This window comes from Acinetobacter sp. PC34 (genome assembly GCF_051789135.1).
GTDB lineage: Bacteria > Pseudomonadota > Gammaproteobacteria > Pseudomonadales > Moraxellaceae > Acinetobacter > Acinetobacter johnsonii.
In genome coordinates this window covers 581,282-594,933 of the sequence record NZ_CP196664.1, presented here as the reverse complement: position 1 = coordinate 594,933, position 13,652 = coordinate 581,282, and the positions used below count along the sequence as shown (strand labels likewise).

The following is a 13,652-nucleotide window of genomic DNA, read 5'->3' as shown; positions in this document are numbered from 1 at the left end:
TATCCACAAGGCTTTCCACTAGAGTGATGATCACCATGTCCTTACACCTTATTGCTGCAAAAGCTGCACTTGCCCTACCAGAAGTGACGTGTAGTCAGCCCTTTGGTGAAGGCTGTGATGTCTATAAAATCATGGATAAAATGTTTTTGCTCAATTCATCTTTAAGTGGCGCGGCTTTAAGTAATTTAAAAGTCACGCCTGACCACGGCGCGATGCTACGTGATATTTATCCATATATTCATGCAGGTTGGCATATGAATAAAAAACATTGGATTTCAATTTATGAGGATGAAGACTTAGATTCAGATTTAGTCATAGATCTAGTACACAGCTCTTATGAGCTCGTGGTATCCAAGCTGAATAAACTACAAAGACAGCGAATCGCTGCGCTTAAAGCCATCACCTAAATATGTATTGAATGAAAAAGATTTTTAAATTATTCCTATTAGATTTCCTAAAGCGCAACCCTATCACTGCATCAAACAGGTCATGGATTTGAACGTATATTGTTTCGGCTAAACAGTTTTTCAACGTTTTCTACGTATTGCCCACTTTGGAACCCAAAATTCGAAACGAAAAGTGAAATGAGACATTTATAGATGATAAAAAAAAGCCCGACATCCTGTCGGGCTTTTTCGTATTGGTTAGCTAGGTATAACTCCTGTTGTACCTCACATCCTAGTGTTGAACTTATCATTTTTGTTTTATGTTTTGGAACTTCCTGTTCTCTATGACTGCATCATATAAAAAATCTTGGGACTGACCTAGACGCAATCGACTTGAATAGTTGTAAGCCAAAACGTACATGGAAAAATAAGCTTAATTAGACTTACCCCCAAAATTATCCGCAGAAATTGTGGATAGTTTTCAGGATGACCTAAGCTGAACCTGACTCCTTAAAATGAATTTTTGCGTGATTTAAAAGCAGCTTTATAGCTCACTGCTTCAATCTGTTGGAAATACAACCTCTCTTTTCTCAATTTTGCCTATTTAATTATCTATACATATCAATCCGAAAAGATGAAGTATGAGAGTAGCTCACTCTCCACTCAAGTTAATCAGAAAGCCATGCTGAACTCGTACAAAGACAGACTGAGAATCAGTAAAGTCTTAGTCATTTTCATATTCAGTTGCTTATTTGATTCCATTATTGAAAAGTTAGAATGCCATCTCACAATCCAACCCTAAGTGGTATGCAAATGGCTAGAAGAATACTTCGCTGATTTGAATACAGACTCATCGACCTTGTCTAAAACAAATGTAAAAGTAAAAAGACAAACTGACACATGATTTGAAATATCTATAATTTATATACCGATCAAAAGCCCAATAAAAAAGGACTCATATTAAGTCCTTTTCAACATCATCACCTAAGCTTTAGCTTTTCTTCGGCTTCAATGTTTTAAATAAAACAAATAACACGAGGATCCACACAGGAAGCATCAACACGGAAAGCATAAAACCCTGATTCCACATGATATATAAAATCATCAGCATAAACACTAAAACAAAATAATTGCTAAACGGTGCAAATAACGCTGGAAACTTGGTTTGAATGCCCTGTTTTTTCATACTCTGTCTAAATTTAAGATGGATCAAACTGATCATCATCCAATTCAGCACAGCCGCACTGACCACAATATAAATCAGATAACTGAGCGCTTTTTCAGGCAAGAAGTAATTCAACAGCACACACCCAAAAATCAGTAATGCTGAAAATAAAACCGCCGCAATCGGTGTCCCTTGCCGATTCACCTGCTTAAAAACTTGCGGGGCATTGCCCTGTTCCGCTAAACCTAAAAGCATGCGGCTATTGGCATACATCCCACTATTACAAACAGAAACCGATGCAGTCAGAATAATAAAATTCAGTAAATGCGCTGCCCAATCAATGCCCATTTGCTTAAAAATAAGCACAAATGGACTTTTATCTAAGCCACCCAAATCCAATTGATTCCAAGGCACCAGAGACAAAAGAATCGCCAGTGAGCAAATATAGAACAGGAAAACCCGAATCACCGTTTGATTGACTGCTTTTGGAATGTTCTTTTCAGGATCTTCGGTTTCCGCAGCCGCCATACTGATCAGCTCAATGCCGCCAAAGGCAAACATCATAAAGGCCAGCATATAAAACAAGCCTTCAAAACCATGTGGGAAAAACCCGCCATGTGCCCATAAGTTCGTGACAGATGCGGTTGAACCGACATCAGCCGTCAACAACAGATAAACCCCGAAGATGATCATGGCGATAATCGCCACAACTTTAATCATCGACAGCCAAAACTCAGACTCCGCATACAGTTTGACATTGGCAAGATTGGCCAGTGTGATCACCACAAAAAACACCAGCACCGAGACCCAAGCAGAAATATGTGGCCACCAGTAATTGACGTATTTACCAATCGCGGTCAGCTCAGTCATCACCACCAAGATGTACAATACCCAGTAGTTCCAGCCCGTTAAAAAGCCTGAAAACCGCCCCCAATATTTAAAGGCAAAGTAGCTGAATGAACCCGTCACTGGCTCATGCACAATCATTTCACCGAGCTGACGCATAATTAAAAATGCAATCAAACCGCCAATCATATAACCCAAAATAATAGATGGGCCAGCAGATTCAATAATATGTGCTGAACCTAAGAACAACCCTGTGCCAATTGCACCGCCCATGGCAATCAATTGAATATGGCGGTTCTTTAAACGGCGCTGAAGTTTAGGCGTCTCGCTGCTCAAAACACATGCTCATCTGATAAAAAAATGAATTGTACCGCTTGCACAGACGATCAACCAGTCTTGTCCTTTAAAATCGCCGATTGCTCAGTTTCATTTCACCAGTTGGAGATTTAAGCGAACTGCTGATTTTGATTGCCATCTTTGCTTGAACCCCATAAAAAAAGCGGATAACCCAAGGCTTATCCGCTTCTACTTTTAATCAAAAAATGAATTAATCTTCAGGATATTCAAAACGGTAACCTACCCCATATACCGCCTGAACCCATTCATGACGGTTGCCTGTTTCAGCCGCGTCCGAAATCTTACGACGTAAATTCTTAATATGGCTATCAATCACACGGTCAGCTACTTCAAAGCTGTCTGGGTTGATATGATCTAGCAACTGCGCACGTGAATAGACTTGACCCACATGCTCTAAAAACAACTCCAGTAAACGAAACTCGGTCGGCGTTAGGTTTAAAGGCTTTTGTTGATACCAAATGCGTTGCTGTGCTTTATCCATACGGAACAAAGACTGATCTTCGGGCTCAGCCTTACGCTCTAAACGACGTAACACGGCTTGCACACGTGCCACCAATTCTTTCGGGCTAAAGGGTTTACACACGTAGTCGTCTGCCCCCATGTTCAAGCCAAGCACGCGGACGATTTCTTCCGTACGTGCAGTGACCATAATAATCGGCAAATCCGACTGTTCACGAACTTTACGGCAAATGGTCAAACCATCCATACGAGGCACCATTAAGTCTAAAATCATCAGACTCGGTTTACGCTGCGTAAAGCTATCGTAAGCTTCCTGACCATCATGAAACATACTGACTTCAAAGCCCGCTGCTTCAAGATAATCGCGGACCAATTGTGCAAGTTCTACTTCATCTTCAACTAGCATAATATGTTTCATACATACTTCCTTTTGTGTTTCATTTTTTTGGGAACGTTAACTTGCAACGTAAACCACCCAAAGGCGAATGATCAAAACTCAATTCGCCGCCCAAAGCCTGAGCCAGTTTAGCCGATAAAGCCAAACCTAAACCTGTACCACCTGTGCTACGCGTACGCGAGTCATCTACTCGGTAGAAACGCTCACCGAGTCGTGCCAGTTGCTCATCACTTAAACCATAAGGACTGTCATCAATATAGACCGTCCAAGATGTTGTGGACTGTTCCGTATGAACTCGAACCTGACCACCTGCTTCGGTATAACGAATGCTATTACCCAACAAATTGACCATGATTTGCTTAAAGCGGTCAATATCAAGTTGTAACTCAGCGCCCTCACCTTCGACACTAATGCTTAAATGGGCCTGTTCAAATTTAGGCTTAAAGTTTTCCACTTCTTGCTCAATCACCGCCCACGGGTTCACGGTTGCAAAGTAACAGTTTAATTGCTGTGCTTCCGCTTGTGCCAAATCAGCCAAGTCATGTGTGAGTTTTTTCAAGCTGGTGACTTGGCGTAACATCGATTCAAAATGCTCAGGCGTTGGTTTTCGAATTCCGTCTTGCATCGCTTCGATCTGCGCTTGTAACACTGCCAGCGGTGTTTTCAACTCGTGCGAAGTATCTGACACCCACTGACGACGCGAAATTTCATGCTGATCTAAAATCACAGCCAGTTGGTTCAGTTCATTGGATAAATCACCCAGCTCATCGTTTCGATTCACTTTAACTTGATGCTGAAAATTACCCTTTGTTAATTCACGCGTACCATTCAACAAGCGTTGAATCGGTGTCTTAAAATAAGTCGCAAGCAACAACGCAGCAATTAAACTAGCAAAAACGGTTAAACCATAGACCAGCAATAAATAACGTTTTTGGTTACTAAAGAAGTTGATACTCAATGCATCATCTTGATCAAGGACTGGTTTCAGCCCCAAATACCCCACCACTTGGTTATTCACCACAATAGGACGGAAAGAAACTTGATCATCCGAGGGTTCACCGACCACAAACTGACGCTGCGTATCGTATAAAGACAAACGCGAGCTCAGACCCAAACGGTCAGGCGTGGAAATAAACTGTTTTTTGCCTGTGTTTTGTTTGCTCTCTTGTTCAATCTCTTCTTTTTTACGATCTGGGCGGAACACATTTTGATTGGCGCTGAGTGGAAACTTTAAACCTTCGAAGGGTTGAAACTCCGAAGGTAAGTTTTCCTCCAAAGCTTGCAATTCTTGTTCGGTTAAAATCTGTTTTTCATGTTTGACTTCAGTGGTAGAGACATCACTGAGTAAGGTTTTGGTATTTTCTTTAAAATAACGCTGTTGCAGAGCAATATCGTACTGGCGGCGCAACCACCAACGAGAGAGACGGTCATAATCATCTGGCGCGGCATGTCCTTCAATCTGCAAAATTTGCGCTTGAATGGCATTGCCCCAGTCATGATAGGTACTATAAACGCCAGCCAAGTTATCAATCAGATGATCGAGCTTTTGCATTTCCACGTCCGCCACATATTTGGCAAAATTCTTTTGCATCGTCCAATGCAGCACACCTAAACTCACCGTGGTAATCACCAAAGTGGTCAGCAATACAGTGAGGAATAAGCGTAAAGCAATCGGTACGCGGCGAATCTTCAAAAGCAGTCTCTCGGTCATTCTTTTGCCTTGTTATTGTATAGAACACTGCATCAAAAAACTCTCCATTGTTTCTACATCTTTATTATTTAATCTTTAATCATCCAAAATCACATGCTCTTGTATGGGGGAGTTGTAGAATGAATAAGATGACAAAAATTGCTTTAGCCACTGCCAGCGTTTTATCTGTAGGTGCGTTGACTGCCTGTCAATCCACCCAAGCATCGAAAGATATGGAGCAGTCGCAACATATGCATGGTCATTATCAAAAAGACCGTCACATGACACCTGAACAACGCGAACAGTTTGAAAAAATGCGTACTGAACGTAAACAAGTCATGCAAGACATTAAAAAAGCCTGCGATGGCAAAGCGGTGGGTTCAGCAGTCCAAATTAAAGCAGGTGAACAAACACTAGAAGGCACATGTGCGATTTCGTTTAAACCGAACCGTGATGAAATGAAACGTGGTGAACATCGACCAATGCATGGTGATCAAGCCGATCGTGGTGAATTCCGTGGCATGCATATGCAACGCGGCGAACCACTAACCGATGCGAAACGTGCTGAGTTAACCCAGCAATACGATCAACGTTTAGCTGAACATCAAGCGCGTCAACAAGCTGCGGCCAAAGCCTGCCAAGGTCAAACCAATGGTAAAGCCGTGCAGTTAAAAATTGGCACACAAACAGTAGATGGCAAGTGTATGGTTCACTTCCAGCCTAAAGCCCCTGTTTCAGCACCGAATAAGGCCGCTTAAACCACTCTAAAAAGCATAAATAGATAAAAAAGGCGCAAATTGCGCCTTTTTTATTGGACATAACTTTTTACGCTTTTTGACTATTTATGTCATGCCAAAAGCAGCAAAACTGTTTACACTCAGTGCACTTAGCGATTTTGAATAATATTTATTTGACTTTACAGTCACCAAGAAAAGCACCTGAACCGCTTGTACCAAATTAGAAGATGTTGCACGATTAAGTTATTCCAATCCGTGTCAAAGAAGACACGTTTTTATGTTTATTAGGATTATAAGCTGGTTAAACCAGTATTGAGGAAACCGATATGCCACAATACAAAGCGCCCTTACGTGATATGCAATTCGTACTGCATGAGCTATTGAATGCAGAAGAACACTATTTTAAATTGCCTGCATTTCAGGAAACCGTAAGCCGTGAATTGGTTGACCAATATTTAGAAGCTGCTGCAGATTTCTGTGAAAACGAATTGTCTCCAATCAACCAAAGTGGCGACCGCGAAGGTTGTACTTGGAATGATGGCGTTGTTACAACTCCAACAGGCTTTAAAGAAGCGTATCAAAAATATATCGAACTAGGCTTCCCGTCTCTTTCTGCTGAAGAGCAATACGGTGGTCAAGCATTACCTGTTTCTTTGGGTAACGTGATTTCAGAAATGGTGGGTACTGCGAACTGGGCATGGGGTATGTACCCAGGTCTTTCTCACGGTGCAGTTCGTACTTTAGAACATCACGGTTCAGCTGAACAAAAAAATGCTTACTTACCAAACCTTGTTTCAGGTGTTTGGACAGGTACGATGTGCTTAACAGAATCTCATGCAGGTTCTGACTTGGGTATTATCCGTACTAAAGCTGAGCCACAAGCTGACGGTAGCTATGCAATCACTGGTGAGAAAATCTTTATCTCAGCGGGTGAACATGACATGGCTGAGAACATTGTTCACATCGTACTTGCTCGTCTTCCTGGCGCACCTAAAGGCACCAAAGGTATTTCTTTATTCATCGTGCCGAAGTTTAACTTAAACGCAGACGGTACTGTGGGTGAGCGTAACGCGGTGCGTTGTGGTTCTATCGAACACAAAATGGGGATCCACGGGAACTCAACTTGCGTGATCAACTTTGATAACGCAAAAGGCTTCCTGATTGGACCTGAAAACCGTGGCTTAAACTGCATGTTTACCTTCATGAACACTGCTCGTATTGGTACAGCAGTTCAAGGTTTATCGGCATCTGAAGGTGCATTCCAAGGTGCATTAACCTATGCGAAAGACCGTTTAGCAATGCGTTCTTTAACAGGTCCTAAAGCACCAGAAAAAGAAGCCGATCCAATTATTGTTCACCCTGCTGTTCGTAACATGCTGTTAACTCAAAAAGCATTTGCAGAAGGTGGTCGTGCTCTGGTTTACTTATTGTCTCTACATGCAGACGTGGTTGAGCAAGGTGCGACAGAAGAAGAGCGTAAATCTTCTGACAACATTTTGTCACTCCTTACCCCAATTGCAAAAGCATTCTTGACTGAAACAGGTTCTGAGTCTGCAAAACACGGCGTTCAAGTATTTGGTGGTCACGGCTTTATTTCAGAGCATGGCATGGAACAAATCGTTCGTGATACACGTATTGCGTGTTTATACGAAGGGACAACTGAAATCCAAGCGCTTGACTTGTTAGGTCGTAAAGTTTTGGGTACTCAAGGTGCAATGTTGAAAGACTTCACCAAAATCATCCATAAGTTTGTTGAAGCAAACAAAGACAATGCTGCAATAAAAGAGTTTGTTGAACCTCTTGCTGCTCTAAACAAAGAGTGGGGCGACTTAACCATGCAAATTGGTATGCGCGCAATGCAAAACCCTGATGAAGTGGGTGCAGCTGCAGTTGATTACATGTATTTCTCTGGCTATGTAACGCTTGCTTACCTATGGGCACGTATGGCTTTGGTTGCACAAGACAAGCTTGCAGCGGGCAGCAGTGATGTAGACTTCTACAATGCGAAAGTAACGACAGCGCGCTTCTACTTTAAGAAGATTCTGCCACGTGTTCGTTCACATGTAGATGTGATTGCAGGCGGCGTAGAACCGTTACTTGCATTAGATGCAGAACACTTTGCATTCTAATCTGAATCTCTAAATGATATTCAAAATGTTGTACTCTTGAGTACAGAAATGAAAAAGGACGGTCATAGCTTTGATGGTCCTTTTTCTTTATAAATAAAGCGTTATTTCCCTTGGGTCATCTAACAACCTCTGCAGTTGTTTACTAAGCTGCCCTAAGTCTACCCGGATTCAAACAATAAACAGGTGAACCAACATGCCCATTTATAATGCTCCCCTTGCGGATATGAAGTTTATCCTCAATGACGTTTTTAACGCTGAACAGTTCTGGCAGTCTAATGAAAATCTAGCTCATGTAGACAGTGCGACGGCTGAAGCGATCCTCGAAGAAATGGCTAAATTTTCGCAAAACGTCACCCTACCCATCAACCGCACCGGTGATGAAGAAGGCGCAACTTTTAGCAACGGTGCAGTGACTACACCTGCTGGTTTTAAAGAAGCGTTTAAGCAATATGCTGAAGGTGGCTGGATTGGTCTAGGCGCAGATGAAGAATGGGGCGGTCAAGGCATGCCGAAAATGCTGACTGTTCTGTCTGATGAAATGCTGTTTGCAACTAACCCATCATTCATGCTCTACCCGCTTCTTTCTGTAGGTGCAGGCATGGCGTTAAACAGCTATGCATCACAAGAGCAAAAAGAAACTTATTTGCCAAAAATGTACACAGGTGAATGGTCAGGCACGATGTGCTTAACTGAGCCGCATGCAGGTACAGATTTAGGTATTATCAAAACTAAAGCCGAACGTAATGAAGACGGTACTTATAACATTACAGGTACGAAAATCTTCATCACTGGCGGTGACCACGACCTGTCTGAAAACATCATTCACTTAGTATTGGCGAAAACGCCGGATGCGCCTGCGGGCTCACGCGGTATTTCACTATTCATCGTACCTAAATTCTTAGTGAATGCAGATGGTTCTGTAGGCGAGCGTAATGCGGCAGGTCCAGGTTCAATTGAACACAAAATGGGGATCAAAGCGTCTGCGACTTGTGTAATGAACTTTGATGGTGCCAAAGGTTACTTGGTGGGTAAAGAAAATGAAGGCCTTGCTGCAATGTTCGTGATGATGAACTACGAACGTTTATCGATGGGTATTCAAGGTTTAGGCGCATCTGAATTTGCCTACCAAAATGCGGCACAGTACGCAACAGATCGTCTACAGGGTCGTAGCGCTTCTGGTGTTCAATCGCCTGCTAAACCTGCAGACAGCATTTTAGTTCATGGTGATGTGCGTCGTATGTTGCTGAATGCACGTGCCAATAATGAAGCATCTCGCGCATTTGCAGTTTACGTGGGTCAGCAACTGGATATCACCAAGTTCTCAACAGACCCTGAAGCGGTGAAAGCAGCCAATGACCGTGTTGCATTGTTAACCCCTATTGCAAAAGCGTATTTAACCGACACAGCATTCCAAGCAACTTTAGATGCACAAATGGTCTTCGGTGGTCATGGTTATATTCGTGAATGGGGCATGGAGCAATGTGTACGTGACTTACGTATTGCACAAATCTATGAAGGCACCAACGGTGTTCAGTCTCAAGATTTAATCGGTCGTAAGACCATTAAATGTGGTGGTGCATTCATCGCAGACTACATTACTGAAATCCGTGACTTTGCTAACGGCTTAGACGCTGACCTAAACTTCATTAAAGATGCAACACTCGATGCAGCAACTGAAGTGGAAGAAGTGACCAAGTATATCCTTGAACGTGCTGCTGAAAGTGCAGAGTTCCCGAATGCTGCAGCAGTAGATTACTTACATGCAGTCGGCCTACTCAGCTTTGCCTATATGTTTGCAAGAATTGCCAATGCTGCAAAAGCTAAAGATGGTGACTTCTATCAAAACAAACTGGCGCTTGCAGCTTATTTCGCTCAACGTATTTTGCCTGAAATCGACTTACGTATTGCAAAAGTAAAAGCAGGTGCAGAAGTCATCATGAATTTCTCTGAAGACTATTTCACTAGCCAAGCTTAATCGCCTAAAGACTGAATAAAAAAACGCCTGCTTCGTCAGGCGTTTTTTTATGGCTCAGCTTTATTTTTGCTTTTATACGTCATGTGCATGAAATTTGCTTATGATGCAATAAACCACCATCAACATATCAGGAGGCAGCCATGACTAACCGTGACCCTAAAATAGAGAAAATACAAACCCTCCTCGATAAGCTGGGCAATACTGCAGTAGAAAGCTTTCACTATGTGGCTTTATTTATTATTGGCTGTATGGTGATTTGGTCGGCAGGACATACCGTCTATGAGATTCTGACCATTAAACAATATGCCTCGATTGATGATATTTTATTATTATTCATCTACCTCGAACTGGGCGCAATGGTCGGTATCTATTTTAAAACCAACCACATGCCTGTCCGCTTTTTAATTTATATCGCCATCACTGCCCTCACCCGACTTTTAATTTCCGATATCCAGCATGACCACAAAGCGGATATGGATTTGGTGATTATTACGGGTTCAATTTTAATTATGGCGATTGCAATTTTGGTGGTGCGTTATGCATCGTGGAATTATCCTTCAGTAATTCGGGATAAACATGCCGACAAGCCTTTAGCTGAAGGGAAAACACCAAGCCCACAAGATGATGAACTCGCTTAATTCTTTATTGACCACTAAAAAACCCTCAGTCTAAGCAACGGAGGGTTTTCTTTATCGATCAAAGATTCATTTATTTTGAATCTGGTTCTAAAGCGTAGCGTCCATTTTCGTAGATCCAGTGCATACCTTCAGGTGGGTCTGGCAGTCCCAAACGTCGCCAATCGGTAATCAACACATAATCACGGCTTTCAATACTAGAGTCGCCATCCCCATACACATAGCTATTGGTTTTCTGACTATAGGTTGAATAGCTGGGAGCTCGGTAAATAATACTCACACCCGGTCGCATTGGATATCCTCCATGTGGTGGATGGTGCGGAGGTGGTCTGTGGTGAGGGGGTTCAATTTGAGGCGGTGATGTAGGTCTGGGCATTGCACCTTGATACGGCCCAGCATAGGTTGGGAAACGCTGGGTTTGCGAAGTCAGCGGTTTTCCATAATAACGCGTCGCTGGTTGAGCAAAACTCAGTGCAGGACATAAGCTGAGTAAACTTATTCCATAGATTATTTTTAAATATTTCATCATCTTCCTCCACTGAGGTGAATACTATTATTTTAAACCTATTTTATGGATAAAAAATGCACAAGTTGTCAATTTTAGATCACTGCCCATTATCACCGCTATAAGGTTTGAAGCAGGATTTCTTTGAAAAGCAAAAAATCGTATATGTTTTCAGTTTATACTTAATCTTTGTTTATAAATGTAGTGGATGAACAATCGTGGCTGAATTAAGTTTTGATCGACTCTATGAATATTTTACAAAAGTGCCCAGTATTCAAAAAAATCTGATTGATGCTTATGGCACAGATGGAAAAAGTGCATGGTGGTTTAAGTTTCAAATTGATGTAGATCATCCTTTGGCATGGCAAACGGTACAAGAGCTGGGACATGTACTGAACTATATTTCTAAAAATGAGCGCCTACCGACGCAGTTTTTACCTGTGTCACCGCCGCCGTATATGAATGGTGAAGCCAAGCAATTCTTGGCATGGGTCATTCAGTGTAACCATCCTGACTTTCCACCCGATGTCATTTGCGACTGGTTAGAGGCACGCCTACCAAGCCCTGTAGAAGATGCCGAAAAATGGAAAATCAAAACCGATCTGCATGAACTCGATAAGATGACCGATAAAGATTTGGATCAAATCATCCCGCCAAATCCTGAGCAATAAAATCTTAAAAATTAAATCTCCCTAAATCCCTCTTTAAAAAGAGGGACTTTTCATCTTGCACAGCGTAGGAAGTGCCGCTTTTCATGAAATGGCAAAAGGAATTCGAAATTAAAATGTCGACAAACCACTCCACTCCATAAAGCGGTATAGCCCATATTTGAGTTTTGACTCATCTTTATATTGCTCATAGCCCACACTCATTTGACGACCATTTAAGTTCGACCATGCCCCATCAAAATATTGCTGTGCATCTGTAAACACCGCTACATTAGACTGGCCTATCACACGTAAATTGGTCTCTAAGTTATAATTCTTCAAATTTCGTGCGGTAAAATTCGCTGAACCCAAAATGAGCTCTGCTTCTTGTGCATGGCGTTTTAAAATCATTTTGCTATGACACTGCTCTCCTTGAGTATTACACCACCGCACTGTAATACCTGCATCGTTAAGCTCAGACGCAACTTGACGGTTCGGAATTCCATTCTTTTGACGACCAAATGCATCTTTATTTGGGTCGAGTAAAATCCGAAGTTTAACTCCACGATTCTGCGCATCTTTTAAAGCATTGATAATTTGACGCTCAGACAAATAGAACATCGCCAAATCAATCTGATCATTGGCCTTTGCGCTATTCAACATATTGAGTGTTGCGTCTAGGATTGCTTTTTCCGTCAACACCTGTACCTGAGGCTGCAATGGATTTCCTGCAATTTCGCCCAGAATCACCATTGGTACATCGCCCTGAGACATGTGAGCCACAGTTTGCTCTGTTTTCAACACATCTATTGCGGTATTGCCTGTCACCAACAGCGCTACATTGGAATGTCGTGAACTGCCATCATGCGGATTCGCCGATGTGACCAAGGTTTTCCAACCTTCCGCGGTATCGACCACCAATGTTTTGCGATGATTGGCTTTAAAATTAAATAAGTTTAAATAACTACGTAGGGTAATTTTTTCATCCCCAAACGGGTTTCTTAACCAACCACCGTCGGGATTATTGCCTGCATTTTGACAACAGATATACCAAAAACCAGACCAAACAGGATTCGAGGCACGAAGCGGACGTAAATCCGTTTCAATCACATCCACACCCGCCTGACGCAATTTACGGTAATGCTCAGGTAAGAGCCCGCCATACACTGAGTTAATCGGGTCAGTGATGACTTTGATTTCAATATTCGGATGCAAGCTTCGCTTGACAATCAACGCATCGGTCAGCTGCCGAGTCAACGCCCGTTGTGATGCTTGAGATGTCCCCACTTCATCATTAAACAAGAACATATCCAACACAATCGTGGTTTGTGCATCTTCAATCAGTTTAAACACTGCATTGAAAATATGATGATCTTGTTGCTGCTTGCCTTGTGCATCGATATAGGTTTGATCTGCAATAAATTTGACATCGGCATGACGTAACTTGCCCGTATAGTCCAGCCCATCAGGCAGTGGTTTAACGCTATGGTAAACTGCGGAGGTTAAATAAGTCAGAGCCAATAAACCCACCACGACACCGACATAACGCGTCGATGTCCAGTTGAGCTTTTGATGTAATTTTCGAAAGATACGCATAACAAAAAACCTAATCCAATATACTCAGACTAGGTTTTATTGTTTGATTTTTCAAGAGGATTTCTGTTGTCAATGTTTTGGCAACCTCTCCCTAACCCTCTCCTTTAAGAAGAGGGAGCACTTCCTCT

11 protein-coding genes are annotated in these 13,652 nt (G+C 42.3%); 6 read left to right on the top strand and 5 right to left on the bottom strand.

Features of this window, described 5'->3' with window-relative positions; genetic code table 11:
* The first annotated feature begins 35 nt into the window (after positions 1 to 35).
* On the top strand, positions 36 to 407 hold the full coding sequence (locus tag ACSC9N_RS02915) for an MmcQ/YjbR family DNA-binding protein (RefSeq protein WP_287166246.1): 372 nt from the start codon (positions 36 to 38) through the stop codon (positions 405 to 407).
* 970 nt (positions 408 to 1,377) lie between these two features.
* Here the strand turns inward: ACSC9N_RS02915 and ACSC9N_RS02910 are convergent.
* The 3 genes from ACSC9N_RS02910 to baeS form a co-directional block, all read right to left on the bottom strand.
* Entirely contained in the window at positions 1,378 to 2,733 is a 1,356-nt protein-coding gene (locus ACSC9N_RS02910) for an amino acid permease (protein ID WP_279664740.1), read from the bottom strand.
* 211 nt (positions 2,734 to 2,944) lie between these two features.
* On the bottom strand, positions 2,945 to 3,631 hold the full coding sequence (locus tag ACSC9N_RS02905; protein WP_151836114.1) for a response regulator: 687 nt from the start codon (positions 3,629 to 3,631) through the stop codon (positions 2,945 to 2,947).
* A 19-nt stretch (positions 3,632 to 3,650) separates the two neighbouring features.
* The gene (gene baeS, locus ACSC9N_RS02900; RefSeq protein WP_205680394.1) at positions 3,651 to 5,303 is read right to left on the bottom strand and encodes a sensor histidine kinase efflux regulator BaeS; all 1,653 of its coding nucleotides are present in this window, start codon (positions 5,301 to 5,303) and stop codon (positions 3,651 to 3,653) included.
* 137 nt (positions 5,304 to 5,440) lie between these two features.
* Between baeS and ACSC9N_RS02895 the strand changes: the two genes are divergently transcribed.
* The 4 genes from ACSC9N_RS02895 (at position 5,441) to ACSC9N_RS02880 (ending at position 10,779) form a co-directional block, all read left to right on the top strand.
* Positions 5,441 to 6,058 carry a hypothetical protein gene (locus ACSC9N_RS02895; protein ID WP_348958158.1) on the top strand — a complete coding sequence of 206 codons (618 nt, stop codon included), beginning with the start codon at positions 5,441 to 5,443 and terminating at the stop codon, positions 6,056 to 6,058.
* Positions 6,059 to 6,363: 305 nt separating this feature from the next.
* Positions 6,364 to 8,166 carry an acyl-CoA dehydrogenase C-terminal domain-containing protein gene (locus tag ACSC9N_RS02890; protein WP_348958156.1) on the top strand — a complete coding sequence of 601 codons (1,803 nt, stop codon included), beginning with the start codon at positions 6,364 to 6,366 and terminating at the stop codon, positions 8,164 to 8,166.
* Between the two features lie 193 nt (positions 8,167 to 8,359).
* Entirely contained in the window at positions 8,360 to 10,141 is a 1,782-nt protein-coding gene (locus tag ACSC9N_RS02885; protein ID WP_348958154.1) for an acyl-CoA dehydrogenase C-terminal domain-containing protein, read from the top strand.
* Between the two features lie 140 nt (positions 10,142 to 10,281).
* Positions 10,282 to 10,779, top strand: a complete 498-nt coding sequence (locus tag ACSC9N_RS02880) for a phosphate-starvation-inducible protein PsiE (protein WP_348958153.1) — start codon at positions 10,282 to 10,284, stop codon at positions 10,777 to 10,779.
* A 70-nt stretch (positions 10,780 to 10,849) separates the two neighbouring features.
* Here ACSC9N_RS02880 and ACSC9N_RS02875 read toward each other — a convergent pair whose 3' ends face one another.
* Complete coding sequence (locus tag ACSC9N_RS02875) at positions 10,850 to 11,302, bottom strand: RcnB family protein (protein WP_148827059.1); 453 nt, start codon at positions 11,300 to 11,302, stop codon at positions 10,850 to 10,852.
* 197 nt (positions 11,303 to 11,499) lie between these two features.
* On the opposite strand from ACSC9N_RS02875, the gene ACSC9N_RS02870 reads away from it, so the two are divergent.
* Positions 11,500 to 11,952, top strand: coding sequence for a hypothetical protein (locus ACSC9N_RS02870; protein ID WP_131230589.1), 453 nt, complete (start codon positions 11,500 to 11,502; stop codon positions 11,950 to 11,952).
* 108 nt (positions 11,953 to 12,060) lie between these two features.
* Here ACSC9N_RS02870 and ACSC9N_RS02865 read toward each other — a convergent pair whose 3' ends face one another.
* Positions 12,061 to 13,524, bottom strand: a complete 1,464-nt coding sequence (locus ACSC9N_RS02865) for a phospholipase D family protein (RefSeq protein WP_148825505.1) — start codon at positions 13,522 to 13,524, stop codon at positions 12,061 to 12,063.
* Positions 13,525 to 13,652: the final 128 nt, after the last annotated feature.